Origin of the sequence: Leptospira soteropolitanensis (assembly GCF_026151655.1) — a bacterium.
In the GTDB taxonomy this organism is placed as follows: Bacteria; Spirochaetota; Leptospiria; order Leptospirales; family Leptospiraceae; genus Leptospira_A; species Leptospira_A soteropolitanensis.
Genome location: NZ_JAMQPN010000003.1, coordinates 294,450 through 320,744 on the forward strand (window position 1 = coordinate 294,450; position 26,295 = coordinate 320,744).

The following is a 26,295-nucleotide window of genomic DNA, read 5'->3' on the forward strand; positions in this document are numbered from 1 at the left end:
AGATAAACCTTACGTTCTTTTGTTGCATTGTCAATCCATGTTGGAAGTGAGCGGAAATCTTTAGGATAATTTATTGAAAAAATATAACAAGTAGGTAACTGTGGGGATAGTTCATGAGCCTTTTTAAACCGTTACCGATTTTTTCTGGTCCTTTGGTTCAGTCATTTTTGGCCTCATTTAAATCTAAATCCGATAAAAGATACACTCACGCGATTGCTGGTGAATGGAGGTCAGTGAAAGCAAAAGATGGAACTACACTTCTAGCCCGCATTCATGAAGTATCCCAACCTAAGGGTCTTGTTGTGTTGGTACATGGTTGGGAAGGAAGTATCCATTCCAGTTATATTATCCGAACTACAAGTCATTTTTTAAAAAGAGGATTTTCGGTTTATCGCTTGAATTTGCGAGATCACGGAGATACCCATCACCTTAATGAAGGTATCTTTAACGGGAGTTTGCTTCCCGAGACCTATGACGCGGTGCGGGAACTAGTAAAATATTTTGGGTCAAAAGGACCTGTTTACTTGGCTGGTTTTTCTTTAGGTGGAAATTTTGTTTTGCGAATGGCAGCTCGTCATTCTCTATCGAAAGCTGTAGATCAGATTCATGGGTTAAAACATTGTTTTGCTTTTAGTCCAGCTTTGGATCCCAAAAGAGCGACCATAAAAATGGATGAACACCCTTTCCTTAGAAAGTATTTTTTGAACTCATGGAAATCTTCTTTAATCAAAAAAGCTAATTTATTCCCGCACTTATATTCTTTTCATGACTTGGATAATTATCAATCTGTTATGCATTTAACAGAGAAAATGGTGAAGGAGTTTTCGCAATTTTCCTCTGTGGATGAATATTTTAATTCTTATACTCTGAATGATTTGTTTTTTAAGTCAGTACGAATTCCTACAACCATTTTAACTTCTATGGATGATCCTGTTATTCCTTGGAAGGAATTTGCTGAAATTCCGCCTTCTTCCTATCTTGAAGTGGTGATTGAGTCAAAGGGCGGACACTGCGGATTTATCGAAGACTTGAATCGGTCTTCTTATTATTGGAAATTGATGGAAAAAAAGATGGGTTGATTTCTTCCCAAATCGTTTTCCAGTAATTCCCCCAATCTTCTTTTTTTGAAGTCCAAAATTTCCAATAAAAGGAATCCAGTAGTTCTCTGTTGGATAAGATTTTTAGAAGAGTTTTTTTTTCTAAAAATTCGGGTCCTCGTTTTAGTAAAATTGAAAAATTTTCTTCGATAGTTTTTGGAAGTTTAGATGAGTATAGTTTGTTCCCTTGGAGTTGTTTGTGTCTGTTGTGAAAGACTGGGTGGACTAATGCAAAAAACAATTCACGACCTTCGAGGTAACTGTTTTTATGTGTTTTTAGTTCTTCTTCTAAATTGCCAATTAATTGCTTGTCGGGTTTCCAAAAAGAGATACTGAGGATTTTGTTTAGAGATTTAAATTCTTTGCCAGTCAAGATTACTAAAGGAATGGCTGAAATCCAACCGATCCATATAGGCAGTGTTAGAAGAAACAACATGGTCGAATGGCTATAGCTGATATAAGCACAAGCAAAACCGAGAATGGTCACTCCAAAGAAAGAGGAAATTATGTAGGAGATATTATATTCTGAATTGGCATCTCTGTTCTGTGGGCCCCAACTTATTCGTTTATTTAGTAAGATAGAAAAAACAAAGATGCTATGATAAATCATATAAATAGGGGCAATCAGTATTGAAAATAGGGTTTCCAGAAGAAAAGCTGGAAATTTTTTTATGATTTGTAATAGAGGAAGACTTATGTAACTAAGTATTCTCGGTAAAAATAGTAATAATATAGATAAGTATAATAACTTTATGTAAAGTGGGTCGTAAATTTGAGATTTGAAGAATTCATATTCTTCGGGTAACATGGAATAATTCAAATATTTACTGTCTTCCAAATAGTTCCATAAACTTAGAATGATATAACACATCCAAATCGGCGAGTTAAGGTAAGACAAAATCCCATTGAGAATATGGATTCGATTGATCAGTGGAATTTTTTTACCGAATAGGAACCAAAAATGTTGTAAATTTCCCTGACACCAACGTTGGTCCCTTTTTAGCGTATCTATAATGTTAGGTGGGTTTTCTTCGTAACTTCCTTCCAGTTCATAAGCACATAAAACTTCAAAACCCGCTTTTCTCATTAAAGCAGCTTCGACTGTATCGTGGCTTAGAATTTTTCCACCAAGACCTCCGTATTCAGGTAGGTGGGGGAGTGCACAATGTTCCATAAAAGGTTTAACCCTCAGTATGGCGTTGTGTCCCCAATACCCTGATGAATCGATTTGCCAAAAGTTTGCTCCTTTTAAGAAAAAGGGGCTGAATAAATAGGATGAGAATTCCGTTAATTTTTGGAATAAGGTCGTTGTGCGGAAAATTTTAGTGCCGGACTGAATGATTCCTGCGTTTGGATTTTTTTCCATGTTTGCGATGAGTTGAATGATGAGATCTCCTGATACAAGGCTATCTGCATCAAGAATGATCATGTATTTGTACTGTTTCCCCCATCTTCTACAGAAGTCTGCGATGTTTCCGCTTTTTCCATTGAGATTGCTTTTTCGTCTTCGGTAATGGAAATTATGAAAGTTGTTTGTTGATTCGCATAACTCTATATAGGCTGCTTCTTCTTTGATCCATTTTTCCGGTGTTCTTGTATCGCTAAGAATAAAAAAGTCTAGTTTTGGTAGTTTATGAATTTTTTCTACTGATGTAAAGATCACTTTGATTCTGGAAAATATTGAAATTTCATTTTCCTCATACACTGGCATTACGACAGCAACATTGATAGATTCTAATAGTTTGAAGTCCAATTCCTTGGTTGGGATCCGTTTTGCTTTTAGGAGACTGTCTGCATTCTTTTTTTGGGAAAGTATGAATCCAAATAAAGCTGTGCTTGCCCCATAAGACAACATTGGCAAAAGAAAAATTAGTGTTATAAATTGGTAATACTCAGGAATTTCAATTCCGCGAAAGGAAATAATGTCAATGAATAAGCTAAACCCAATGAGAACAGGAGTAACAAACGTTAGAAAAAATAAAGTGCGATGGATATGGATCATAACAACCTAAATATAATCAAATAGTAGAGAAGGCTCCAAAGAAAGATAGAAGCAATAATGAATAATGGTTTTAAAGAGCTGATGATGGATTGTTTGTTTATTTTTGTATCTCGTTTCCATTCGGCGGATTGTGGTATCATTGAACCGAATTGCCAGGATCTGCTAGCAATCGGTAAGAGATATTTTGGTTCTATCTCTTTTGTTTTTAAATAATTTTGCCAACGTTCCCAATCAGTTGGGAATTCTTTTTTCAGGTCAGTGGACTTAAAAAAGTCACTTAAGATTTCGGCGATTCTGTATTCGTTCTGGATCCCAATTAAAATTAGATAGGATCGAACCCTCTCACTAAACTCATTCATATATTCCATATTATTTGGATAGTCCATCTCTATAGATCCAAGTTTCTGTGATCCTTTGATTTTGGTTTTCAAGAAAAATATTCCAATTGGATTCATTAACAAATGCGGGATACCAGATTTGTAAACGCCACTGATCCAACTCAGATATTTTTTCAATTTTGTAGCGAATTTGTTCAGGGGAAATTTTGTCGTTTTGGATAACAGCTTTGATTAATGTTTTTTTATCCAAAGATTTTAGATAGTCACCCGTAAAGTACAAGGTAAACACTTTTTCCTTTGGGAAAAGGGGATCAACGCCCCTGTAAAATGCCGAAGCTTTCCCCAGTGTGTGTTGTTTGGGTGACCTTTCTGTATAATGTAGTGTGTACTGAAATTCGTAACCTTCGTTCAAGTTAGGTGGAATGGACGGTTCCCAAAAAGTGGTGATATTGTCGTCGGAATCCAAATTGGTAGTGAATTCCAGTAAGTATAAATTCCCTTTACCCCAATCTCCCTTTGGTTCTACCCATAGGCTTGGTCTCAAATGATATTTTAGTTTTTCATCCTGGTAACTTTTAAATTTGCGGTCTCTTTGGATTAGGCCATATCCCCTGGGAGAATCTAGTGGAATTCGCGTTAGTTGGGTTTTTTTAGGATTGATCAAGGGTCTCCATTCCCAGTCTCCCATTTTGTTTTGAATAAGAAGGCCATCGGAGTCGTGTACTTCTGGATGAATATTGCCTAAAATGGGGTTATCGGATTCTCCATATAAATACATGGATGTAATCGGTGCAAATCCGAGTCGTTTGATTTTTTTCCGCAGGTAAATTTTTGCCTTAACATCAATGTTTGTCACTTCACCAGGCGTAACCAGAAATTCATAAGAGCCGACTACAGATTCGCTATTCATGATTGCATAAATCGTAATGGTTGTGTCTGTTTTTTGTGGGCGTTTGATATAAAAACTTTCGAATATAGGGAACTCTTCTTTGTCTTGTGGGCCCGTATTGATAGCAAGACCTCTTCCCGATAATCCATAAATTTGGCCTTTCGAGATGGCTCTGAAATATGAGGATCCTTGAAAGACTAAAAATTCTTCTAAAATTTCTTTTTGGTTGATTGGATAATGAACTCGAAAACCTGTATAATGAAGTTTTTTAGAAAGCTCAGTAAAAGAATCAGTGAGTGGTAAATCACCAAAATTAAACCGAGAAGCATCATAAGGTATTTCTATGGGTTTCTCGTTGATTACTTCATAAATTTGGATTCCATTGCTATAGATGTGGCCTGGATGGAAAAAATGAAGTTGGTAGGGTAGGGCAAGATTTTTCCAAATAGCGACATCGGGTTTGTATTCAATTTGGCGATAATCTTCATAACTAATCCCATCGAGTCCGGGAATTTTAAATTCAGGAGTTGGAGTGAACTTTGATTTTAATTTTTGTTTTACGATTGAATCTACTTTGTTGAAATCAAATACTTCATCGTTAGTAGAAATCGCCAATACCGTAGTTAAACTATTGAGAGTCAGATCGTTTTTTCTGATGATGATTACGACACACAATACCAAGGCAATGAGTGCAAGATATATGTTCAGTTTCTTCATAGATGTAATAATTATTCTTTAATCTTTGCGGTCACGTATTTAATCTATTGTGGCATTTTTGTCTCACTAAACATGGATTAAGCAAGCAAGCAATTTTTTTCTATTGCATATTTTAAACGTTTCTATATTGTTCCCTCATCTTATGAAACTTGTTTCAATACTATCTTTCCTCTTGTTAGTCGTCGCTTTATTTCTACAATGTTCCGGTTCGCAAAAAACAGATAAGATTTTTGGAGAATCTGTCTTTAGTTCCAATAAACCGCAATCGTTCAAAAGAATTGCGCCGCTCACTGCCAACTCTCTTGGTTCGAGAAAAAACCTCTATGAAAATGGATGGGCGGTCATACCTTCAGGAACAAAGAGTATGGATTTGGTTTATGAGAACGGTGGAATGAGCGCTCGAGTAGCGAAGGCCACGGTTCTTGTTCATATGAAAAAAAGAAGTGCCGATTATCCAGGAAAATTAGGCGAAACAATGGATTCGGTTTTATCTTGGACAAGTGAAGGATATAAAGATTCTTCAAAAAGAACAGAAGATATTTATGATGCTGGTTGGCAATTAAGTAAAGCACAATGGAAAACTTCAAAAGAAAGTTTTAAACAGGCTGGATCTAGGTTTTTATTGGGATATATTTATTTGGTACCAAGAGTAGAATCGGATACGGTACAAATGTTTTCAACTTTGAAGGAATTTGGCAGGGAACGCGCAAAAACTAGCGATAAGTTAAATGATTTGTTTACTTCTACATTGAATCAAAATTCTAAAAACATAATATCTGCATGGAGTGATTCCTTCTCGAAGGCCTCCGATGAGTTTACAAAAAATTACGAAGAATCGGGGGAAAGTGGGAATTCTCTTTTGGCACTTGTGGATATATTCCGAGGTTATTCTGTCGCAATAAAGGAGGTAATAGTTTCTCCTATTGCTAAGACTGGGAAAAATACTGGAGAGATTTTGGTTGTTAACGGTGTATATGTTCCCCTTTCGCAAACTATGAATTTTTCTTCCAATGCTTTAATATCAACCGGGGTTGTTCTTTATTATTCGACTAAGTCTGGTTATCGGGTGATTTCTCCTACCTTAGAGGCAGGTCTTTTCAGTTCTATTGGATTATTGTCTGCATCAGCTACGATTCCCACGTATACAGGCGGGACTACTCTTGCTGCTTTCAACCAAGTAACTTCTGTCGCTGCAACAACTACAGGGGGAACGATTGGAGCTGTTGGCGGAGCGACCTTGGACACAGGAGCTTACGCTACGGGGATGGTATATGATTTATCTAAGGGAACTGCTGAATCTGGATTTTATGCAATGAGTTCTGGAATGATTTTAGGTTATGCTGCACTTACAGTCCTCCCATCGCAATTGTTGCTAACGGCTGTTGATGGACCAATACTAATTATTTATGATGGTCCAAGAGTTGTGATTGCAGTTGTGAAGGATAATTATGCGGGATTTGACGATGCACCGACAGGGTCCGTTATTAATTTAGAAGAGGCAAAAAAAGCGGGTAAAGTAAAAATCCTAACCGATGATCCAAAAATCATAAAGAAAGTTTTAGATGCGGAAATCGCCGAACAATCAAAACGTGCAAATGCAAAGGCCTCTGAAAAAAAATGAAATCAAACATCTACAAAGTTATTTTAATTTCTGTTTTTCCATCTTTATTCTTTTTTGCCTGCTCTGGCACAAACCAAAAAGAAGATCCATTAAAGAATACGAAAAAATTAGCCATCGAAGGCCATACATCCCTGTACTACCAGGGAGCACTTCCAGTCAAAGGAACAAGTATCAAGTTTATTCCTCCATTTCATGAATCCACTGTATTTGTTATGGGCCAAAGAATTGGTTTTGCAGGAGAAGAATTTTCCAAGTCTGTTTTGAAAGCGAAAGAGTCGGTTGTTATTGTTAAAGACGGAACAAAAATGAGTTGGTCTGCCGCTGGTAAACTAAATGACAAAGGAAACGCCGCAGTTCAATATTTGAGTGAAAATGCCACCAAACCAGGGTTATTTATTATGTATGCTTCTGTTGCAGAATCTTATGGGCTTGTGGGCTCTTCTTGGGAAAGAGGATTAGATACGCATAAAGCAGTTGTGGCAAATTCGGAAGTCATACGTAAAGAGTGGGATGAATGGGCAGATATGCAACTAAACCAAAAAGAAACTCCGGACTATTCTCCTTCTGCAAAAAAGAGATTCAATCAGTACAAACAAGATTTTCAAAAAGTTTTTGAATCGACAGTATATGGATATGTGGACTTAGACGATTCTTTGAAGTCTGCTTATGATGAGACTTATGATGACTTAAAATCTGGAAGTTGGAAACGTCGATTTTCAGATATTGAGGAATTTCGTTCTTCAGTTTCTGAAAAGATTTTTGGAAATTGGAAAGAAACAATTTTTTCCTTTGGACAAGATACTTCAAACGAACTAGGTCGAGCTAAAGCAGATATCGAATCTATAGCGGATGGAGAAGGTGTCCCTTTGGCCTTACTCAAAGCATTTTCTCGAACGACTAAAGCATTGTTTTATGATGGAATCATAAAACCTATCGGAAAAGTGACATTGCTTTCTGTTGGATATGTAACTTGGAACGGAATCATTTATCCTGCGGTCGTAGCAACTAATTCTTTTGGAACAGGTCTTTTCTGTTTGGTGGAAACATTTGCCCTTGCAGGGAAAGGTGTTGTATATATTACTGCGCCAAGTGTTGAGCTTGCTTTCGGAGGACTATTGAATAGTACGGAAGTCGTATTAAATGAATCTGTTCAGTCTATGGAGAAAGGTGCTAAAGTCACTTCTGCGGTTGCTAGGAAAACTTCTGCCTATTCTGTAAAAACGGCTGCTGTAGTGACAGAGACTTCTGGAAAATATATTTTAGCTCCAATGAGTCTTGTGGGTGTTACCTCAGGACAAACAGTATTAGGAGGGGGCCTTGCCATTTCAGGAACAGTCACCGGAGCAACATTTGCAGGTACCTCAGCAACGGCACAGACTGTTACTTATGCTTCTACAAAAGTAGCAGCAGGCACTGTTGGCGTGGTTGGAACAGCAGCTTCCTTTGGAACTGGTACGACCTACGGCATTTATCAATTAACAAAAGCAGTTGGTGTTCCTTCAGGTGTTGTCATTGGTTCAGGGATTGTACTGAGTTATGAATTTGTATCACATATGTCCGCTCATTCCATACTTGCGGTGGCTGACTGTACTTATTTAGTGTTATCCCTTGAAGGAGGTAAGTGGGTGGTCTATGGTGTCAAAGATGGTTCAAAAAAGGCATCTCGTTTATTGACTGGAGCCGTTGTCGATATGGACCAAATCCGCAAAGAAGGGGGAACTGTAGTAAAAGTTCCTTTAGAAGAGGGAGAAGTTGAAAAAATACTAGGTAAAAAAAAGAAAAAATGAAACCGTTGGAGAATGGAGAAAGAAAGAAAAAAAATTCTCATCATTGAGGATTCCGAATTACAAAGAAAACTTCTCAATCGGTGGATTTCAAATCATGGATATGCTCCTTTGGAGGCAATCTCTCTTTCTGATGCAAGGGAGATTATCAGCAGGGACCAAGTGGATGTGGTTCTCCTCGATTGGGAATTGCCAGATGGTTCTGGGATTGAATTGATTTCTGAAATATTTTCTTCTTCTCCCATCGGTTGGCTTCCGATCATAATGGTTACTGGCCATACAGAACCAGAGAACTTAAAACTTGCTATTGAAGCTGGTGCTACTGACTACATCACAAAACCTGCAAAGGAAATTGAACTTTTAGCTAGGATTTTTAGTGCTTTAAGGATGAAATCTTTGCACGACCAACTACGTGAAACTGCTATTCGCGATGTGCTGACAGGTTTGTATAACCGTCGCTATATGGAAGAAAGGATAGAGCAAGAGTTTCAGCGATGTAAGAGGCATAAACATAATTTATCTTTAGCTATGATAGATATTGATTTCTTTAAAAAAGTAAATGATACCTATGGACATGAAACAGGTGATATAGTTTTAAAAAGGATAGCATTTGAGTTGAAAACATCTTTAAGAAAATCCGATATCATATCGCGATTTGGTGGCGAGGAGTTTGTGATCGTGTTTCCAGAAACCGGAGTATCTGACGCAACAAAGGTGCTCGATAAAATTAGAGAATCCGTTTCTAATCTTGAATTACAATCGGAGGCAGGAGAGAAATTCAAAGTATCTTTTAGCGGAGGTGTTGCTGGTGGGGATATTACTATTATAGAAAATCCAGCCGATCTTCTTAGAACAGCAGACAAGCTCTTATATGAGGCTAAATCCTCTGGTCGAAATCGTATTGTAAGTTAAATTATTAAATTGGACATTAACCACTCATTTTACCAGCTAACACCTGACACAATTTTAAATTCCCTTGAATCATTGGGTTATGAACCTACTGGTAGATTTTATCCCTTGAATAGTGTTGAAAATCGTGTTTATGACATCGAAACTTCGAATTCTGGGCGAATCGTTGTAAAGTTCTATCGACCAGGGAAATGGACAAGGGAGGAAATTCTTGAAGAACATGGGTTTTTACAAGAGCTCATTTCAGAAGAAATCCCTGTCCTGACTCCAATTGCAATAGAAGGGAAAACTTTATTTGAATGGTCTGGAATATTTTTCGCAATTTGGCCACTTCGTAATGGCCGGATTGTAGAGGAAATCTCGGGTACCGATTTAGAACGAGTAGGTGCACTGCTCGGTAGGATTCATGCTGTCGGAAAAAGAACCGGCTCCATCCATCGTCCAATTTTGGATATTCCTTCTTATGGATTGAAATCACTGAACTTTATTTTAGATAAACACCTAATACCAAATAGTAATTTGGCGGAAAGATACAAAACTACCGCATTAAGATCTTTTGAAATTTTTGAATCTTTAGTCAAAGAATATCAAATTCCTTTTCAGCGGATTCATGGAGATTGCCATAAAGGGAACTTACTTGTTTCGCAAGAAGGATACAGTATTTTAGATTTCGATGATTTTTTGACAGGTCCTATCGTTCAAGATTTTTGGATGTTACTTCCGTTAGGTGAGTCAGATCGAAGGAATGACTTATTTCAGTTCTTACAAGGTTATACCATGTTTGCAGACTTTGATGAAAGCTGGTTACAATTGGTAGAACCGCTTCGTATTATTAGATACATCCATTATGCCGCATGGATTGCTAAACGATGGGAAGATCCATCTTTCCCATTACTTTTCCCACATTTTGGTACAGAAGAGTTTTGGCTGAAAGAAACAATCGATCTAGAATCCGCAAAAAAAGATTTGGAAGAACAATCTTTGGACATCAAATCCAATCAGGCAGATTCCGAACCGGAAATGACAAATAAGGATTTTTTTTGGGATTGGGAAAATTAGAAAATCAGCTAACCAAATGTGACAACGCAACCGCAAGTGCGTGGGAAACATTTAAAGAATCAATTTGGTTTTTCATCGGTATATAGATTAAGAGGTCAGATAGGTCTAAAACATCCTTTGTTATTCCATCTGATTCGTTGCCAACGACTAACACAAAATGGTTTTGTTTCTTTAATTCGTAAATCGATTTGGTTTTGGATAATAGGTTTTCTCCCTCTCTTGGGAGGCTCAGTGAAAGAATATTATACCCGGAAGCTTTTAAAGATATTAAAGTTTCATTTAGATTTTGAGTGCGAACTAACGGAATTTGAAATAAAGATCCCATCGAAACTCTGACGCTTCGTCTGAGATAGGGTGATGCTGATTTGGAATCAAAAATAACAGTGCGGATACCAAACGCAGCAGCGGTTCGCAAAATGGACCCAATGTTCTCACTATCAACAATATAGTTCACTGCTAAAATTGGCGATTCCACTTCAGATAAGGAACTCCATTTTTGAAGACCGACTGCCATAAATCCTTGGTGGACCGAAAATCCAATGGTTTCTTCAAAAACTGATTTATCGGCAACAAAACATTTATTAGGCTCTATTTCTTTTGACTGGATTAGATTTTTATGTTTTTCCCAATATTTTGGCATACAAAAAATGGATTCAACACTAAGGTTTGAGTTAAGAAGTCTAACCGCTGTTTTTTCATGGTCTGCAATGAATTTGTCGGATGGTTCTTCCTTTGCTTTCAGGAGTTGGTATGCGGAAAGTCTAGGATCCTGTGCCGAATGAATAGTTTGCATTATGTCTCATTGCCCCAGAAGAGCCCCCACCCTGAATAGGGTGGTGGAGGCGGGCTTGTGGGTTTGTTCTAAAATCCCTAACATAAATCCTTTATCTCTTCAAGAAAAGAATGCATTTCCGGAAATATTCTTTAGGAAAGTTCATGTTAGCTGAAATGATACTCTGATTGAACGAACCCATTGGCGTAAGCGATCGTTTTGATATGTTTTAAATTTTGATCTAGATCCAAGTTACCAAAGAGAGTTAACCCAGATCCTAGCAAAACAGAAATCCTTGTGATGGTAATTTCGGATAACTTTCGTTCGTGTATAAATGATTGAATCACTTGACCTCCATCAACATAGGCAGATTTAAATTGTCTATTCTCTAGTTCGGAAGTTAAATTTTCGAGGGTTCCATTGAAAATAAAAATGGGATGATTAGATTGGATCTGGTATTTAGGATTTTGAGTAAGCACAAAGACAGGTATCGTTGGAAAAGGATAGGATTCAAATTGCATGACTGTTTCAAATGTAACTCTACCCATTACAATACAATCGATACTTTGCATAAATAATGTATAACCAAAATCGATATTTTCAAGCTTGTATTTTTCTGAAGTCAGCCAGTCGAGAGATCCGTCGGTTCTTGCAATGAATCCATCTAAACTACTTGCAATAAATGCTTTATATTCTATCATATTACTTGATAACTCTACGGTGTAGAAGTATTTTTCTACACCGTAGAAAAATACTTACTAAAATGAAAGAAAAAATTATACTTACGGCTCTGAAAATTTGCGAAAAAGAAGGATATGATTCCTTTAGTATGCGTAAATTAGCCGCGAAATTAAATTTAGATCCAATGGCAGTCTACCATTACTTTCGCAATAAAGAAGAACTTACGAAATCAATGGTAGAACAAATTTTCAATCGGTTCCAAAAGGAAATATCGGTTTCCGATGGAAATCCTAAAATAAACTTGAAAAAGGTTTTGATTGCTTATTGGAATTTATTTATCGAATACCCAGGAATGTCTTTATATCTAGTCAAAAATTCTTATGATGAATTCCCTTCCGTTATATCATTAAATGAAAAACTACAAAGTTTCGTTCAAAAATCATTTCCTGAAATGGATGTTTATATAATTTTAAACGTAATCATAGACTTTATTCATGGGAATGCCTTGGCCTCTACTTCGCTTTTCTCCAAAGGGAAAAGTAATGAAGCAAAAATTCTCGCGAATCAGAAGGAATTTGAAATTTCTTTATCATATCTTTTGGATCAATTCTCCAAAAAATAGACTGTATTGCTGTGTTCTTGGGGGCTTATGGTGACAGATGGCTCATTTCATTGGGTCGGGAGATCCCTTTTTCGCCACCTAATCCTCGTTTTGAGATATTTCCTTGTTCTTAGTAAATTTCTCTAATAAATTTCCATTTGTAGTTGATTAAATTACATTGGAAAAAAGAATTTATTTAGACTCTCTAGTTTTCCGATCCAATATGAACATAGATCCTCGAACAGTCGTATTTATTAACATCATCGGATGTCTATTAATGTCTGGAGGGCTCTGGTTTGCGGCGCGAGGGTATTTCCAAAAACTCAGGTTTGTGAAGGATTGGTCGATTGCTACTTTGCTTCAAGCATTTGGTTGGATCGTCATGGGAGCCTTAAGAGGTACCATCCCGGATTGGGTCTCGATCAGTGCCGGAAACTCGCTAATTTTACTTTCATTGGTATATTATAATAATATAATTTTATCAATGTTCGACCGGAAACAAATGTGGAGGTCTGGAATTTCTTCGGTAATCCTTGTTTTCATTTTGCTTGCTTTACACCAATTTTCTGAAATTGCACCTAAATATAGAATATCTTTGATTTCTTTTGCCGCTAGTTTACAACTTCTGCTTTCGGGCAAGACCATTCTATATGCCCACCAAAAGTCTCGATTGACTTCTCGTTTTGCCGCTATCTTTTATTTATCATGCGGTATCTTCTTGTTTTTTCGATTTATTTATTATACCTTTGCCAATGTATCTGTTGCTGAGATTGCTTTTGGTAAGGGCCCCATTCAAGATATCACTTATTTATTTTTTTATATAACTTCAGTAATGATGACATTTGGGTTTTTGATGATGTGTATTGATATTTTCATCAAAAGTGAAGAAGAAAGTGAACAGAAATATCGATTACTTGCTGAAAACACGACAGATGTTATATGGGTACTAAATTTAGATGAACAGAAATATCTATATGTTAGTCAGTCGGTATTTAATATAACAGGTTATACTTCTGAAGAAACGATCCATCACTCTTTGAGAGAATCATTTACTCCAACTTCATTAAAATATATATTAGATATTCTGCCAGAACGTATCCAAGAATTTAAAGAAACTGGTGAAAGAAAACCATTCAGTGACGAAGTAGAGCAATATTGTAAGGATGGATCTACAATATGGATAGAAGCAAATACGGTTTTCCAAGGGAATCCTGATGGCACTATTAATATTCTTGGCGTCTCTAGGAATATTGATCAAAGAAAAAAAGCAGAAATTCAAAAGGATAAGATTTACTCTGAATTACAGCTGTTAAATCATACGAAAGATAAGTTTTTTTCCATTATTGCTCATGATTTAAAGGGTCCTATTGGAGGAATGAATACCTTTGCAGGTATGATTTTAGAAGATTTGGATTCACGTCCTTTAAAACGTACGAAAAATGATTTAAGTATTCTTTTTCAATCTTCTGGCGAGGTTTATGCTCTCTTAGAGAATCTTCTCACATGGGCTAGGTCACAAACGGGGGAAATTGCTTTTTTCCCAGAGGAAATATCTTTATTTCATTCCATCGAATCTTCCATTGCCTCAGCAACGTTTTCGATTCAAAATAAATCGATCACTGTAAAAAACTTTGTGGATCCAAAGTCAAAAGTCTATGCTGATGAAAAGATGATTGAAACGGTTCTTAGGAATTTAATATCTAACGCTATAAAATATTCCAATATTGGTGGCGAAATCCAAATCTTATCTCAATCCTTTGGGGATGACTTGGAAATTTGCGTAGAAGATTTCGGTACTGGAATTTCATCTGAAATTCAAAATAAATTATTCCGAATCGATGCAAAACAAACTAGTATGCCTGGAACCCTTGGAGAAAGAGGGACTGCGTTGGGTTTAATTTTATGTAAAGAATTTATAGAAAAACACGGAGGTATGATTCGTGTTGAGAGCGAAGTAGGCAAGGGATCTAAATTTTTCTTTACCTTACCTAAAGAATCAAGTGTCCTTATTCGGGCATAACTTTAGTTCCATTTACAACGGTATCTCCCGGATACAATATAACCGATTCTCCAACGGATAGTCCACTTTTAATCATACTAACACCTTCACTTTGGTGTTCCACTTCAACAAAACGTAATTTTGCTTTCTTCTTTTCTACAGTAAAGACAGACCATTTCCCATCTTCACGAAACAAAGCTGAGGTTGGGATAACGATTGCATTTGGTTTTTCAAACAAGATAATTTTACATTCTAATTCGTATCCATCGCCAATCCCTGGCGGTGGATTGAATTCAATAAATATAGGAACACGTTGTTCCTCTACACCTAATGATGAAATTTTGGTAATCGCAGATGGTTCAATGATAGAAACTTGCCCTTCTAAAGTATGTTCTCCAAATCCAGTGAGTAGAACTTTATCTTTTAAGTTTAAATCAGGCATATCCTCTGATAACACAAACGCGGATACGTCAATTTTGGATACATCACCATAGTCCAAAATTCGTTCACCCATAACTACTGGCCCTGCGCTTTCACGGTATACTTTTAATATTTGGCCATTGGCACTTGCTTTTACAGCTTTTACAATGTCCCAATCAATTGTCAGAAGAGTCATTCCCTTTGAAACTTTGTCACCAGCATGCAGCTCTACTCTACGCATAACACCGTTTACGGGAGAATATGCAGTATATAGTTCTTTGACTTTTGTTTTCCCTTGAACGGACAAAATCTGCCTATAAATATCTTCTTTTACAATGGCAATTTCAACCGGCTTTGGATCCTTTTTTAAAATTAAAAAAGAAAAGCCAAAAAACAAAATGATACCTAGAGCAATTTTCGCATTCTTTGTATTTAAAAATTCAATTACAGTTTCTTTTGTCATATTATTCTCTCACCTTGAGTACACTTAATAAATCCATTGTTTTTAGTTTTCGATATACGATGGCAAAACTAATCCCAGCCGTGAATAGTGCCAAAAGAATTGAATAATAATAAGTGGAAGGATAAATTACAACTGGGATTTTGAACCCTTCCGTTTCATTGACATTTAAAATAAGATTGGCAACTTTGTTTCCAAAAAAACATCCTATAGGAATGGCAATAAGTATCTGCCATGTTAATTCCCAAGCTATAATTTCGAATACTTCTTTTAAGCTAAACCCTAGAATTCTTAAACTACCAAGTTCATAGATACGTTCAGATAAAGTAATCATTGCAGTATTATAGATGACGCCAATGGAAATGATAATTGTAAATATTAAAATGACAATGGATGTAGACTGAAGAGATCTTTGCATAACTTCTTTAAATCCATTAAGAATGGCGGTTTTGGAAAATAGACCAATGACCAGTGGATTGTCCTTAAATTCTTCGATCAAGTTTTTATCTTCTAAGGGATCAGTCTTTAATAGTGCAAGATTAATCAAACTTCCTTCATCTAACATCCGATTGAGATTGTTACGATTGATAAAAACTCCCTGGCCTAAAATTTCATTTGCGAACGCTGAAACAGTAACTTTAATTTTTCTTTTTTCTCCATCAAGAGTTTCAATGAAAATGGATTCTCCTTTTTGAATTCCCATTCTGTTGGCAAGATCCGTATTCATCATGATTCCGTACACTGGAATATCGATTGGATGTAAATCATGGTTTAAGATTCGCCTTAAATCTGATCCTTCCGATATTCCTGTTAAGATAGTATCTTTTGATTTTCTATCTTTTATAATTTTGATAGGAATAGATCGCTGTCCTTCTGCTAAAAATACACCTTTTTTCTCTTTTAATTCAAACAATATAGAATCTTCTACTGGGATTCTAAAAACTAGTGTGATTGTTTCTCTTTGGATTGTATTAAATTGTAAATCTAACAAAGTACCAACGGTATCTTGTATAAAATTGCCAATAATCATAATCATAATCGATGTAGACAATCCTAAAATTGTGAGCATAGTTCTTGCGGGGCGTTTGAATAGATTCCGAAGAACCATCCTTTGTATCGTTCTAAGATTGGTAATCCACGTTTCCCAAAAGAAAATAGAGTATGTTCCAGGTGGAGCAGGGCGCATGGCTTGCGCAGGATCTAATTTGATGATACTACGTAAAGAGACAATAGTTCCAAGTCCACCAATGAGAATGCCAAAACTGAAACTAAATATAGCTAGGGCAGAAGGAAAGATTGGAATCAATTGCGGAAATTTGTAAAATCTTCCATACAAATCTGTCATTGCGTTACCTAAAAAATATCCGACAATGACTCCAAGAATACTACTCATGGCAGTGATAAAACTAATTAGTTTTAGATAATGGAAAGCTACGTCTTTCGAAGTATAACCAAGCGCTCGTAAGGTTGCAATTTGTTCCCTTTCTTTTGAAATCATTCGATTAGAAATAATGTGTAACAAAAAAGCTGCTATGGCTAAAAAGATTCCAGGTAAAAAAACGGCAGTAGTTCTTAGTTGTCTAAACTCATCACTTAAAAAAGAGTCGGAAGGTAATAGTTTTCTTTCTTTTGCTCCTAAGCCACCAAACTCATCGAGTAAAGCATCTAAGTCACGCATTGTGCGTAACCTGTCTTCTCCTTCTGATGCAAAATGGAAAATAACCTGATTGAATGCCCCTTCGAAGTTAAAGTTTGTTTCCATTGCTTCTCGTTTCATCCAAATGATGCCGTAATGTTTATCGTCAGGCATTGGATTCCCTGGTCTAAAAACATAAACAAATTCTGGTGACAATCCAACACCTGTTACTTGTAAAAAAACTCTTTTCCCACCAATGATAGATGACAATACTGATCCTGGTTCTAATTGATTAGCATTAGCAAAGTTTTCACTGATCACTACATCTTGGTTTTGTTTTGGCAAAAAACCTTTTTTTAAGTATAGAGTGTTGGTATGTTCTGGCAGTGATATTAACTGAGCAGCTGATGGATACACTTCTCCTGGGAAATCTAAAACAATTTCTTTTGAGATTCTAGTTTCAAAATCTGAGATACCAGGTAGTGATCTTATTTTGGATTCAAGATAAGAAGGTGCACGATTCAAATATACAAAACCTTCACATAGATTTTGTTTACTGTAAAAATTTAATTTTGCATCCATCAATGAAAAATAAGCAGCCCAAGATGCTGAAAAATAACTGATTCCTGCAGCAATCACTAGCCCAACAGTCAACCCTTGCATTGACATGGACTTTAAGTCTCTGAGTAGTTTTAGATTTAAGGTCCTCCCTATCACCAACTAACCTCTGTCACTGGCTTTTTGTGGTGATTTACTGAATCAGAAACAATCGTCCCATCTTTAACTAAGATAATACGGTCAGCAATTTGTGCAATGGACTCATTATGAGTAATGAGAACAGTAGTTGTACCTAAATCTTGATTAATCCCTGTGATGGCTTCCAAAACAATCCTGCCAGTTTTAAAATCCAGTGCACCCGTGGGTTCGTCACAAAGAAGTAACTCCGGTCTTTTCGCTATGGCTCTTGCAATGGCAACTCGCTGTTGTTCTCCCCCCGACAACTGAGCAGGGAAGTGATTTTTTCTGTCAGCTAATTTGACGAGTGTAAGTGCTTCGAGAGGTGTCATGGATTTATCCGATAAATCTGTCACCAAACGTACGTTTTCTTCTGCTGTAAGGCTTGGGATCAAATTATAAAATTGAAATACGAATCCAACATGGTTTCGCCGATATCTAGTTAATCCTTCGTCGTTTTCTAAAGCCAATGTTTTTCCGTGGAATAATACTTCGCCAGTGGTTGCCGTATCTAATCCTCCTAAAATATTGAGGAGAGTTGATTTACCTGAACCAGAAGCACCTAACATCACTGTTAGTTCCCCTTCATTAAATTTGAGATTGACGGAATGAAGGGCCACTAATGGCACTTCTCCCACTTGGTACGTTTTCCCGAGATTTTTCGTTTCCAGAAGGGTATTGGGTTTTTTCATTTTAAAAGTACCATGTGTGCGTAAAGAACTCTTAATTTTACAAATTTAGGATTTTGAATAGAATCTGTGAACTTAAAATTCAATCAATCTGGAATGAATCTATTGATCTTTCTCAGTCCCTGGGATGAACCGTAACCAATTTTGATTTTGACGAAAGACCGGAGATGATACTGATATTCGTTTTGGGAACGCGAAAGTGTTTTGAGAGTAATAAAATTAGTTCTTCATTTGCTTTGCCATCCACAGGTGGAGATTTTATCCGAGCGATACAATCAGTTTCAGATATAAATTCTAATCCTGGTTGTTTATTATTTGGTTTTACTTTAACAGTAAGTTTCATAAAGATTAAGAATAAGTTTATTTGTTTTGAACCAATTCACGCAGGTAAATAATAAATAAATTAAAAACGGAAAAAACATCAATGAAATCTTCTAAATATTCCTTCTCTTATGCTACGTATTTTTTTATTTTTCTAATGGTTGTGTTTATGGCAACATTATCCACTCTTCTTGTTCTCAATTTTTCTGAAGATTGGGAATTCAGACGTTTTTTTTGTGATGAGGTTTCATCGCCTAATAGTTCTTCTCGTCGTATCACAGGTCACGTTTCTCGAGACAGTCAACCTGATCCTGAATCTGGCTTTGTAGTCTATAATGTTGAATACGAAACTAAACGTAACCACTGGAATTTATATCAACTTTCTGTAGGAAGTTTTTCCTTAGTTTTGGATGATCATAGACGAGTTTTAATTTACAATGAATCAGGAATTTCTAACCATAATTTTGAAAACAAAGAAAGAACATACCTAAAACCTCGTCAATCATCCGAGCCCAGGCTGCGTATTATTGGAGCCAAACCAGGCGATACAGTAACAGTCATATACGATAATTCGCAGACCTCATCTAATACAAATGAAATCCAGGCGACTTCAGTATATTCCGGATCCGCGCTCAATCTTTGTCATGAAGAAACATCAAACGCATTGACTGCATTAGGTGGTGCTTTTGCATTTGCTTTAATTTCATTAGGACTTGGTTACATTTTCTGGAAAGAATCCATTCGTTTATTGAAAAGATATAAAATGAAGATGTGACTTTCTTTTTCTGGGCGCCTCGAATTTGTTTGGTGATCTATATTTTATCGAAGCAAGACCCCGCTCTTCGCTTCAATCTTTCCCTTCGGGAAAGGATTTACGCTACGATCGGTGGCGCGGGAACAAATAACAAGCAAGTTGCTTATATTATAAACAAAAAATTTGTTTTTTGCACGAGTCGTCTCTTTTTTAAAATGATTGTTAGGCGAGATTGCTTAGAATTCGACTTGCCGATCTGAAATTATTAGTAATTATCTCTTTGAATCAGATCCATTTAAGTTTATAAAATGGAATTAGAATTTGAGGGTAGGGATGTCAGTTCAAAAAAGTCTGTTGGACATTTTATGGGTACTAGTCTGTTCCGGTCTTGTATTGATGATGCAAGGTGGTTTTTTAGTTTTAGAGTCTGGTTTGACTCGTGCTAAAAATTCAATCAACGTAGCAATTAAAAACATCGCCGACTTTGGAGTGGCGACACTTTTATTTTATTTGTTTGGATTTGGAATTATGTTTGGTTCTTCCTTTTATGGAATTTTTGGAACCAGTTTATTTTTACCAACCTTTCCTAAAGACAATGCCTGGCCCCCCACATTCTTTTTATTTCAACTGATGTTCTGCGGAACTGCATCCACAATTGTTTCTGGTGCTGTTGCCGAGCGATTAAAATTTCCTTCCTATTTACTCGCCACTGCCCTTATCTCTGGAATCATTTATCCAATTGTTGGCCATTGGGTTTGGGGAGGTACATTTATGGAAACCTCTCTTGGTTGGTTGGAACAACTTGGATTTCATGACTTTGCAGGATCCACGCAGGTTCATAGCGTAGGAGGTTGGGTATCTTTGGCTCTTCTAATGGTTGTCGGGCCAAGACTTGGCAGATTTACCGAAGGGGAACCTTCCAAATCAGTGACTGGTAGTAACTTACCTTTGGCGATGTTAGGTGGGATTATTTTGTGGTTTGGTTGGATGGGATTTAACGGTGGAAGTACGCTCGCTTTTAACGGATCTGTCCCTATTGTGATTTTGAATACAATCATAGCTTCGGGTTTTTCCATGATGGTAGCATTATTTTTGACATGGTTTGTCAAGGGGTATCCTGAAGCAATTTCACCACTAAACGGATCTTTGGCGGGACTTGTGGCTATTACTGCAAGTGCTGACTGTGTGGAACCAGCACAAGCTGCCATCATTGGAATGATTGCCGGTGGTCTAACCATTCCTGCTGAAAAAAAATTAGAAAGATGGAAAATAGACGATGCAGTAGGAGCTGTTCCAGTGCATTTAGTAGGTGGCCTTTGGGGTACTTTTGCAGTGGGGATTTTTGGAGACATTGAAAAACTTGGGGCAACGAATGGAAGAGTGGACTTTATTCTGATACAAATTTTGGGGTCTTTTGTTGTCGGTTTGTTTGCCTTCGGTGTTTCCTACATCCTTTTTAAAGGAATTAACCGCTTCTACCGTCTTCGTGTTGATGAGACGGAAGAACGAATGGGACTGAATATCTCAGAACATAAGGCTACAACAGAACTAATCGATTTATTTTTATCTATGGACTACCAACATAAAACAGGTGACTTAGCTCTTGATGTCCCTGTAGAACCGTTTACAGAAGTGGGACAGATTGCAGAAAGATATAATTTAGTATTGGGTAAGGTGCGTTCTACTCTTAAGGAAAATGAAGACTCCCGCATTGAGATAGCTAATGCCTATGAAAAAGTTCGCAACGAACAAGAACGAGCAGAAAAACTCTTATTGAATGTTCTCCCAAAGGCGATCGCCGAAGAATTAAAAGAGAAACAAGGGTTAATCGCAAATAGTTATCCAGAAGTTTCTGTCCTATTTGCAGACATTGTCGGATTTACTCAAATTTCTTCCGGTATGAAACCAGAAGCCGTGGTTCGAATCTTAAATGAAATTTTTTCTTATTTCGATGTATTGGCTGAAAAATACCGTTTAGAAAAAATCAAAACGATTGGTGATGCCTATATGGCAGTGGCGGGATTACCAGCACCTGACCAGTATCATTCTTTACTTGCCACTCATATGGCTTGGGATATGAAATCTTTATTATCACGATTAAAACTTGGCAAAAGTGGATCTAGACTCAGTATGCGTATTGGAATTAACACTGGTCCAGTAGTTGCTGGTGTGATTGGAACCAAAAAATTCATTTATGATATTTGGGGTGATGCTGTAAACCTTGCTTCAAGAATGGAATCACATGGACTTCCCAATGAAATTCAAATCACGGAATCTACTGCAGACTTAATCCGATCTGACTTTGAATTAGAAGCAAGAGGAGAAATTGAAGTGAAAGGCAAAGGCAAAATAAAAACCTTCCTCGTCAAACAAAGGATACGTGAACCAGAGGCAAGTTTACCCTATTTCCAGTTCGCAACTTAGAAGGGAAATTAAAATCTTTCATTGGACCAGCTTTCTATCAAGGGTATTGAAATGTTTTTCAAATTCTGAATAAGATTAATTTCTCTGAAAAACGTCATTTTCCCAGAAACCTGAGATCTTTATTTCACCTGAGCCTCGCCAAAACTATAATAGCGAACAAAATGTTCGTTAAGTTAAATGTTGGTTGAAGATAAGAGTGATTTTGAAGACAAAAAACAAACGGAACTCATTGAATTCTGATTCAGAACAAAGACTTTACTCTAAAAATCATTGATTTATCAATCACGAGGGTATAAGGAATCCTCCTCTTCTATAAAAGAGAATCTTAGGCAAAGCTTGCAAACAATCATTAAAAACTGAAGCGTAAGAGATACTTCTCTTAAGCAGTCTTCTTCCAGGCGTAGGTGTGGTAGAGTCCACCTAACACCGGAGTGGGTACCAAGTGGCAGTTTCCATCTCTTGGTTTGTGGAGAATGGGTATGGTGTTTGGGTGGTGGTTCATTGCAACTCGGGTAGCTCGAGAACAGGCGAGTGATAAACGCAATACGCATAGCCGACAATTTCTTTGCGTTTATCTGTAGTTCAGATAAACCTAATTTGCGAAAAGTAACTGTTTACGGATCTATCTTTTATCAATTTATTTCATCATTAATCTATATAATTTTTCCATCTAGAATATAAGCTAAATCTTATCAATAGGTTTCTCCAAGTGAAGTGTCCCTCACGGTGACGTGGCCACGGATGGGACGCTGGCAGGAGTGAGGGATACTTCACGTCCATCGAAGAGGAAGGTAATAGAAAGAAGAAGAGTGACCATCCTTTTGGGAATCGGATGGGTGGGGGTGGATGTGTTAGGAAATTTCTTTTAATATTTCGTTTATTTCTTTGTTTGAGATGGAATTGATTTTTTAAGTATGTGGAAAGATTCGGTTTTGTTAAACTAGAAAGAGAATTCCCGCTTCAGCGTTTTTTGAAAATGCAATGATTGTCTTGCTATTTTCTTTCAGCAATGTGACAATCGAAGACGTGTTGCAATTCCCCCGTTTGATTTGAATTATCTTGGGTGGAAAACCCTTTTTTTCTAGAATCTTATTAAAATCATTATCCTTGGTGACGATGATTAGATTTTTTTCCGATGCTTTTCTCCAGATGAACTCATCTGACGACTCAATACCAAGTGAAAAAACATGTTCCGAATTTGGGAAAATATCGATTAAATGCTCAACTAAATTTGGCGACAGGTTTGCATCATACAAAAGCATTATGCAACAAGAATTGATTTGTTTTGATCAGCTGCAAAAGCCAAACTCGCCAAAATATCTTCTTTAGTGAGGTATGGAAAATCTCTCAAAATTTCATCATACTCCATACCAGAAGCGAGATAGTCAAGAATGTCATAGACGGTAATTCTCATTCCACGGATACAAGGCTTACCATCTCGAACGTCCTTATCAAATGAAATATATTTTCTATAATCGAGCACTCCTAAATTCTTTTATAAATTCTGGATTCGTCAAGCCATTTCAACCTTTGGAATTCCTTTAAAATCAAAAACTGACGAGGTATACCTAGTGATTTTCACTGCCAAATCCCTGCGCCAGCGATAGTAGCGGAAATCCTTCCCCAGGAAAGATTGGAGCGGATAGCGCGGTCGTTTCTAGATAAAAACATTTATCAACTAACGGATTCGAGGCGCCCAGACCATTTAGCCTGGGTTTTTTAATGCGGGCATTACGACATTGTCAATCAATGCTATAAATAGACCTTTATCTGGTGGTTTTCTTTCTATGAGTGCGCGATACGTTGCCATAGAGTTTAAGACCTTACAAACAAGTTCTACATTTGCTTTTTTAGATATTTCTCCGCGCTCCATTGCTCGTTGAATTAATGTTCGGTTTACTTCTGTCCAAGGACCAAAAATTTCGGTAATTCCTTTTTTTTCAATTTCTTCATCTAACCAAAATGTGCCTAGTCCTCCTAATACTCGAAGTTTTGCATTGGCTTCTTCCATCGAATGTGGTTTCAGAACAGCCAAAAAATCATTTCGGAGTGAACCAGTATTTGGAATCTTTTCAAGCTCTAACTGGTTGCGATTCATCCAAATCAATGCATCTTTGACAAGTTTGACCTTCGAAGCCCAACGTCGATAACAAGCAGCTTTTCCCGTTCCTACTTTAATGGCAATTTTATCCATTGTCATGCCGTCAAACCCTTCTTCGGCAAGAATCTCAAGAGTGGCATTTAAAATGGAGGTGTCTAGGGAAGCGTCGCGTTTCCTTCCTAAGGTAGGAACTTGCTTGGTTGGCTTCAGATTCGCCTCTTTTTTTCTCTTTTCCATCGGTTTAATATTATAACATACAATACACTCTTAATAACTGAATAAAACTATCTTTTTCCAAATTTGTAGAAACGATACTTACCGCTCGCTGATCGGCAAGGTATTCTGAAATTTATTTTTTTCTTGACCACAGAAAAACAAATTTCCAATGTCCAATTACGGAACTACATAGTTCCGATACTATTCGGTTTCGCAAATGCAGTCGGAGGATAATCTGTAAGTGCAGAAGGAAAACCGCTAGTAGAGGTATAAAATTATGGAAACAAAGGATAAACGAATTGCCCTCGTAACAGGAGCAAACCAAGGGATAGGATATCAAGTCGCTAAGGAATTGGCTAAGAATGGGATGATAGTCCTTGTCGGATCACGAGATTTAAAACGTGGGCAGGTTGCAGCACAAGAAATCGGCTTAGGAAGCATTGCCATCCAATTGGACGTAGTTGATCGAAAGTCGATCATTGATGCTTCGGAGACAATAAAAAAACAATTTGGTCGTCTTGATGTACTAGTTAATAATGCTGGAATATCAAATACAAGAATGCAGAGACTCGGTTTATCTATGGTTGAGTATTTGGATTCAGCTAAGGCTAGTATTGCCTCTATTGATGAAATGCGTGTTGTTTGGGATACAAATGTGTTTGGAGTTCTTGCTGTTTACCAAGCTATGTTACCACTCCTTAGGGAATCAAAGGATGCACGTATAGTTAATGTTTCAAGTACTCTTGGTTCCTTGAATCTAAATGCAGATCCTAACTCAGGTTATAGTTCATTCTATAATCCAGTTTATGCTGTATCAAAAACAGCCTTAAATGGTATCAGCTTGTCCATGATGTTAGAACTGAAGGATACAACCATTAAGGTGAATTTGGTATCTCCAGGTTTTACGAAAACAGCAATGACTAATTTCGAAGGATATGAGAGCCTCGAAGATGGTGCTCGCGAAGTTGTGAGGGTCGCTTTACTTGGGCCTGATGGACCAACAGGTACGTTCACAACTTGGGAAAATGTACATGTTCCCTGGTGATTCAAAAGAAAAAGCTAACGTTTGCTATGGCGGACGTTAGCTTTTTTAACTATTCATCTAATGAATAGAAAGAGCCCTGAGATGGTCATTGGATATTTTTCTTCTTAACGCCAGAAAAGCAAGAGCTAGTTGACTACCAAATTAAAATCTTAAAATTAATATTTAATGTTTGCTTCAGACAATTCTATTTTATCACGTTTCAATTATATTCGCGTATTTTTAGTTGCTGTCATTTTAATATTTAGCCCTCATTGTACAAAATATTACGTTTACCCAAATCACTTCTCAGATCCTGAACCAGTTAGCAAATCGACACTTACGGAAGTTAGGGTCTCAAACTTTCGAATTCTCAGCATTGATGAGAATGAATTTGAAGAAAAACTACAAGATTATGGATTTTCATTAGGAATGATTGGCATTGGAAAAGTTGACGGAAAATCAAAATTCTACATAACTCCAGGTAAACACCGATTCCGATTAGCTTACTTTGACGTCAGAATTCACAACTATGCCAAAAATAGAGTCATTGACACCTACAGTTCAAATGAAACAGCAACTCTAGAAGTTGATTTAAAAGCAGGTCAACAAGTTTGTATCTGCTTTCAGAATCTCACACCTGAAAATTTTGACGAATTCACCATTGTCGCTGGTGCAAGAGAATATAAGGACCAAAGAGAGTTTCAACCTCCAGTTTATATTCCCTACATATCTAAACTTAACTTTCTGCCGGGAGATTGCGGTGGTGGGGATGGGAAAAACGCTTTTTCATTAAACAAATCAAATCAAATTATCGTGAAGAAATCAATTGATTCTAGAAATAAAGCTAACATAGTTACTTACTAAGAATAATTCACATCGACAAATTCGCAGTCAGCTACTTAGTAATCGTATTGGATCTTTTTTATCTACTCGATATGTTATCCTGAGAACCAGAAACAAAACTACTCCAATAACAACATTAGCCAAAAAGATTCCTAGCGATTTTCTCTTTACCCAAACTTGTTCTGCCTCCCTTTCGCGTGTTT

The 26,295-nt window shown here is 36.9% G+C and carries 23 protein-coding genes; 11 read left to right on the forward strand and 12 right to left on the reverse strand.

Annotation, left to right across the window (positions count from 1 at the left end; all coding sequences use genetic code 11):
• Positions 1-113: 113 nt before the first annotated feature.
• Complete coding sequence (locus tag ND811_RS09820) at positions 114-1,079, forward strand: YheT family hydrolase (protein ID WP_265351882.1); 966 nt, start codon at positions 114-116, stop codon at positions 1,077-1,079.
• Here ND811_RS09820 and mdoH read toward each other — a convergent pair.
• The 3 genes from mdoH to ND811_RS09835 are packed head-to-tail and all read right to left on the reverse strand — an operon-like array spanning position 1,018 to position 5,043.
• Positions 1,018-3,099: a glucans biosynthesis glucosyltransferase MdoH gene (mdoH, locus tag ND811_RS09825; protein WP_265351881.1), complete on the reverse strand. Its 2,082-nt coding sequence runs from the start codon at positions 3,097-3,099 to the stop codon at positions 1,018-1,020. The two genes, ND811_RS09820 and mdoH, sit on opposite strands and share 62 nt — an antisense overlap.
• Complete coding sequence (locus ND811_RS09830; RefSeq protein ID WP_265351880.1) at positions 3,096-3,485, reverse strand: hypothetical protein; 390 nt, start codon at positions 3,483-3,485, stop codon at positions 3,096-3,098. Before ND811_RS09830 ends, mdoH begins: the two co-directional genes overlap by 4 nt.
• The gene (locus ND811_RS09835; protein ID WP_265351879.1) at positions 3,469-5,043 is read right to left on the reverse strand and encodes an OpgD/OpgG family glucan biosynthesis protein; all 1,575 of its coding nucleotides are present in this window, start codon (positions 5,041-5,043) and stop codon (positions 3,469-3,471) included. The genes ND811_RS09830 and ND811_RS09835 overlap by 17 nt, the downstream gene beginning before the upstream one ends.
• Positions 5,044-5,185: 142 nt before the next feature.
• Between ND811_RS09835 and ND811_RS09840 the strand changes: the two genes are divergently transcribed.
• Genes ND811_RS09840 through ND811_RS09855 form a run of 4 tightly spaced genes read left to right on the forward strand, consistent with a single transcriptional unit; the run spans position 5,186 to position 10,416 of the window.
• Positions 5,186-6,664 (forward strand): hypothetical protein, encoded by a 1,479-nt coding sequence (locus tag ND811_RS09840; RefSeq protein ID WP_265361163.1) that lies wholly within the window; start codon positions 5,186-5,188, stop codon positions 6,662-6,664.
• Positions 6,661-8,451: a hypothetical protein gene (locus ND811_RS09845; RefSeq protein WP_265351877.1), complete on the forward strand. Its 1,791-nt coding sequence runs from the start codon at positions 6,661-6,663 to the stop codon at positions 8,449-8,451. Before ND811_RS09840 ends, ND811_RS09845 begins: the two co-directional genes overlap by 4 nt.
• Before the next feature lie 12 nt (positions 8,452-8,463).
• Positions 8,464-9,360 carry a diguanylate cyclase DgcR gene (gene dgcR / locus ND811_RS09850; protein ID WP_265351876.1) on the forward strand — a complete coding sequence of 299 codons (897 nt, stop codon included), beginning with the start codon at positions 8,464-8,466 and terminating at the stop codon, positions 9,358-9,360.
• Positions 9,361-9,369: 9 nt separating this feature from the next.
• The gene (locus ND811_RS09855; RefSeq protein WP_265351875.1) at positions 9,370-10,416 is read left to right on the forward strand and encodes a serine/threonine protein kinase; all 1,047 of its coding nucleotides are present in this window, start codon (positions 9,370-9,372) and stop codon (positions 10,414-10,416) included.
• A gap of 4 nt (positions 10,417-10,420) precedes the next feature.
• On the opposite strand, the gene ND811_RS09860 is transcribed toward ND811_RS09855, so the two are convergent.
• Positions 10,421-11,209 carry a TrmH family RNA methyltransferase gene (locus tag ND811_RS09860; RefSeq protein WP_265351874.1) on the reverse strand — a complete coding sequence of 263 codons (789 nt, stop codon included), beginning with the start codon at positions 11,207-11,209 and terminating at the stop codon, positions 10,421-10,423.
• Positions 11,210-11,355: 146 nt separating this feature from the next.
• Complete coding sequence (locus tag ND811_RS09865) at positions 11,356-11,889, reverse strand: dihydrofolate reductase family protein (RefSeq protein ID WP_265351873.1); 534 nt, start codon at positions 11,887-11,889, stop codon at positions 11,356-11,358.
• Positions 11,890-11,951: 62 nt separating this feature from the next.
• Between ND811_RS09865 and ND811_RS09870 the strand changes: the two genes are divergently transcribed.
• The gene (locus ND811_RS09870) at positions 11,952-12,491 is read left to right on the forward strand and encodes a TetR/AcrR family transcriptional regulator (RefSeq protein WP_265351872.1); all 540 of its coding nucleotides are present in this window, start codon (positions 11,952-11,954) and stop codon (positions 12,489-12,491) included.
• 256 nt (positions 12,492-12,747) lie between these two features.
• The gene (locus tag ND811_RS09875) at positions 12,748-14,490 is read left to right on the forward strand and encodes a sensor histidine kinase (protein ID WP_322113467.1); all 1,743 of its coding nucleotides are present in this window, start codon (positions 12,748-12,750) and stop codon (positions 14,488-14,490) included.
• On the opposite strand, the gene ND811_RS09880 is transcribed toward ND811_RS09875, so the two are convergent.
• From ND811_RS09880 to ND811_RS09895, 4 genes are all read right to left on the reverse strand, one after another.
• Positions 14,477-15,352, reverse strand: a complete 876-nt coding sequence (locus ND811_RS09880; protein WP_265351870.1) for an efflux RND transporter periplasmic adaptor subunit — start codon at positions 15,350-15,352, stop codon at positions 14,477-14,479. The two genes, ND811_RS09875 and ND811_RS09880, sit on opposite strands and share 14 nt — an antisense overlap.
• 1 nt (position 15,353) lies before the next feature.
• Entirely contained in the window at positions 15,354-17,654 is a 2,301-nt protein-coding gene (locus tag ND811_RS09885; RefSeq protein ID WP_265351869.1) for an ABC transporter permease, read from the reverse strand.
• 44 nt (positions 17,655-17,698) lie between these two features.
• On the reverse strand, positions 17,699-18,412 hold the full coding sequence (locus ND811_RS09890) for an ABC transporter ATP-binding protein (protein ID WP_265351868.1): 714 nt from the start codon (positions 18,410-18,412) through the stop codon (positions 17,699-17,701).
• A 112-nt stretch (positions 18,413-18,524) separates the two neighbouring features.
• Complete coding sequence (locus ND811_RS09895; RefSeq protein WP_265351867.1) at positions 18,525-18,752, reverse strand: DUF167 domain-containing protein; 228 nt, start codon at positions 18,750-18,752, stop codon at positions 18,525-18,527.
• Positions 18,753-18,833: 81 nt separating this feature from the next.
• Between ND811_RS09895 and ND811_RS09900 the strand changes: the two genes are divergently transcribed.
• Positions 18,834-19,505: a hypothetical protein gene (locus ND811_RS09900; RefSeq protein WP_265351866.1), complete on the forward strand. Its 672-nt coding sequence runs from the start codon at positions 18,834-18,836 to the stop codon at positions 19,503-19,505.
• Between the two features lie 312 nt (positions 19,506-19,817).
• On the forward strand, positions 19,818-21,908 hold the full coding sequence (amt, locus tag ND811_RS09905) for an ammonium transporter (protein ID WP_265351865.1): 2,091 nt from the start codon (positions 19,818-19,820) through the stop codon (positions 21,906-21,908).
• 935 nt (positions 21,909-22,843) lie between these two features.
• Here amt and ND811_RS19620 read toward each other — a convergent pair.
• From ND811_RS19620 to ND811_RS09915, 3 genes are all read right to left on the reverse strand, one after another.
• Complete coding sequence (locus tag ND811_RS19620) at positions 22,844-23,170, reverse strand: DUF5615 family PIN-like protein (protein WP_407658881.1); 327 nt, start codon at positions 23,168-23,170, stop codon at positions 22,844-22,846.
• Entirely contained in the window at positions 23,170-23,391 is a 222-nt protein-coding gene (locus ND811_RS09910; RefSeq protein WP_265351864.1) for a DUF433 domain-containing protein, read from the reverse strand. Before ND811_RS09910 ends, ND811_RS19620 begins: the two co-directional genes overlap by 1 nt.
• A gap of 222 nt (positions 23,392-23,613) precedes the next feature.
• Positions 23,614-24,246 carry a TetR/AcrR family transcriptional regulator gene (locus ND811_RS09915; RefSeq protein ID WP_265351863.1) on the reverse strand — a complete coding sequence of 211 codons (633 nt, stop codon included), beginning with the start codon at positions 24,244-24,246 and terminating at the stop codon, positions 23,614-23,616.
• Positions 24,247-24,502: 256 nt separating this feature from the next.
• On the opposite strand from ND811_RS09915, the gene ND811_RS09920 reads away from it, so the two are divergent.
• Both ND811_RS09920 and ND811_RS09925 read left to right on the forward strand, forming a co-directional pair.
• Positions 24,503-25,270, forward strand: a complete 768-nt coding sequence (locus tag ND811_RS09920) for an SDR family NAD(P)-dependent oxidoreductase (RefSeq protein ID WP_265351862.1) — start codon at positions 24,503-24,505, stop codon at positions 25,268-25,270.
• Between the two features lie 165 nt (positions 25,271-25,435).
• A complete protein-coding gene (locus tag ND811_RS09925; RefSeq protein WP_265351861.1) occupies positions 25,436-26,113 on the forward strand; it encodes a hypothetical protein in 678 nt (225 codons plus the stop codon).
• Positions 26,114-26,295: the final 182 nt, after the last annotated feature.

Bases quoted from the DNA above. Each gene is read 5' to 3' on its own strand.
- ND811_RS09820 (WP_265351882.1), top strand. From the start codon at position 114: ATGAGCCTTTTTAAACCGTTACCGATTTTTTCTGGTCCTTTGGTTCAG.
- mdoH (WP_265351881.1), bottom strand. From the start codon at position 3,099: ATGATCCATATCCATCGCACTTTATTTTTTCTAACGTTTGTTACTCCT.
- ND811_RS09830 (WP_265351880.1), bottom strand. From the start codon at position 3,485: ATGGACTATCCAAATAATATGGAATATATGAATGAGTTTAGTGAGAGG.
- ND811_RS09835 (WP_265351879.1), bottom strand. From the start codon at position 5,043: ATGAAGAAACTGAACATATATCTTGCACTCATTGCCTTGGTATTGTGT.
- ND811_RS09840 (WP_265361163.1), top strand. From the start codon at position 5,186: ATGAAACTTGTTTCAATACTATCTTTCCTCTTGTTAGTCGTCGCTTTA.
- ND811_RS09845 (WP_265351877.1), top strand. From the start codon at position 6,661: ATGAAATCAAACATCTACAAAGTTATTTTAATTTCTGTTTTTCCATCT.
- dgcR (WP_265351876.1), top strand. From the start codon at position 8,464: ATGGAGAAAGAAAGAAAAAAAATTCTCATCATTGAGGATTCCGAATTA.
- ND811_RS09860 (WP_265351874.1), bottom strand. From the start codon at position 11,209: ATGCAAACTATTCATTCGGCACAGGATCCTAGACTTTCCGCATACCAA.
- ND811_RS09865 (WP_265351873.1), bottom strand. From the start codon at position 11,889: ATGATAGAATATAAAGCATTTATTGCAAGTAGTTTAGATGGATTCATT.
- ND811_RS09870 (WP_265351872.1), top strand. From the start codon at position 11,952: ATGAAAGAAAAAATTATACTTACGGCTCTGAAAATTTGCGAAAAAGAA.
- ND811_RS09875 (WP_322113467.1), top strand. From the start codon at position 12,748: ATGTCTGGAGGGCTCTGGTTTGCGGCGCGAGGGTATTTCCAAAAACTC.
- ND811_RS09880 (WP_265351870.1), bottom strand. From the start codon at position 15,352: ATGACAAAAGAAACTGTAATTGAATTTTTAAATACAAAGAATGCGAAA.
- ND811_RS09885 (WP_265351869.1), bottom strand. From the start codon at position 17,654: ATGTCAATGCAAGGGTTGACTGTTGGGCTAGTGATTGCTGCAGGAATC.
- ND811_RS09890 (WP_265351868.1), bottom strand. From the start codon at position 18,412: ATGAAAAAACCCAATACCCTTCTGGAAACGAAAAATCTCGGGAAAACG.
- ND811_RS09895 (WP_265351867.1), bottom strand. From the start codon at position 18,752: ATGAAACTTACTGTTAAAGTAAAACCAAATAATAAACAACCAGGATTA.
- ND811_RS09900 (WP_265351866.1), top strand. From the start codon at position 18,834: ATGAAATCTTCTAAATATTCCTTCTCTTATGCTACGTATTTTTTTATT.
- amt (WP_265351865.1), top strand. From the start codon at position 19,818: ATGTCAGTTCAAAAAAGTCTGTTGGACATTTTATGGGTACTAGTCTGT.
- ND811_RS19620 (WP_407658881.1), bottom strand. From the start codon at position 23,170: ATGCTTTTGTATGATGCAAACCTGTCGCCAAATTTAGTTGAGCATTTA.
- ND811_RS09915 (WP_265351863.1), bottom strand. From the start codon at position 24,246: ATGGAAAAGAGAAAAAAAGAGGCGAATCTGAAGCCAACCAAGCAAGTT.
- ND811_RS09920 (WP_265351862.1), top strand. From the start codon at position 24,503: ATGGAAACAAAGGATAAACGAATTGCCCTCGTAACAGGAGCAAACCAA.
- ND811_RS09925 (WP_265351861.1), top strand. From the start codon at position 25,436: ATGTTTGCTTCAGACAATTCTATTTTATCACGTTTCAATTATATTCGC.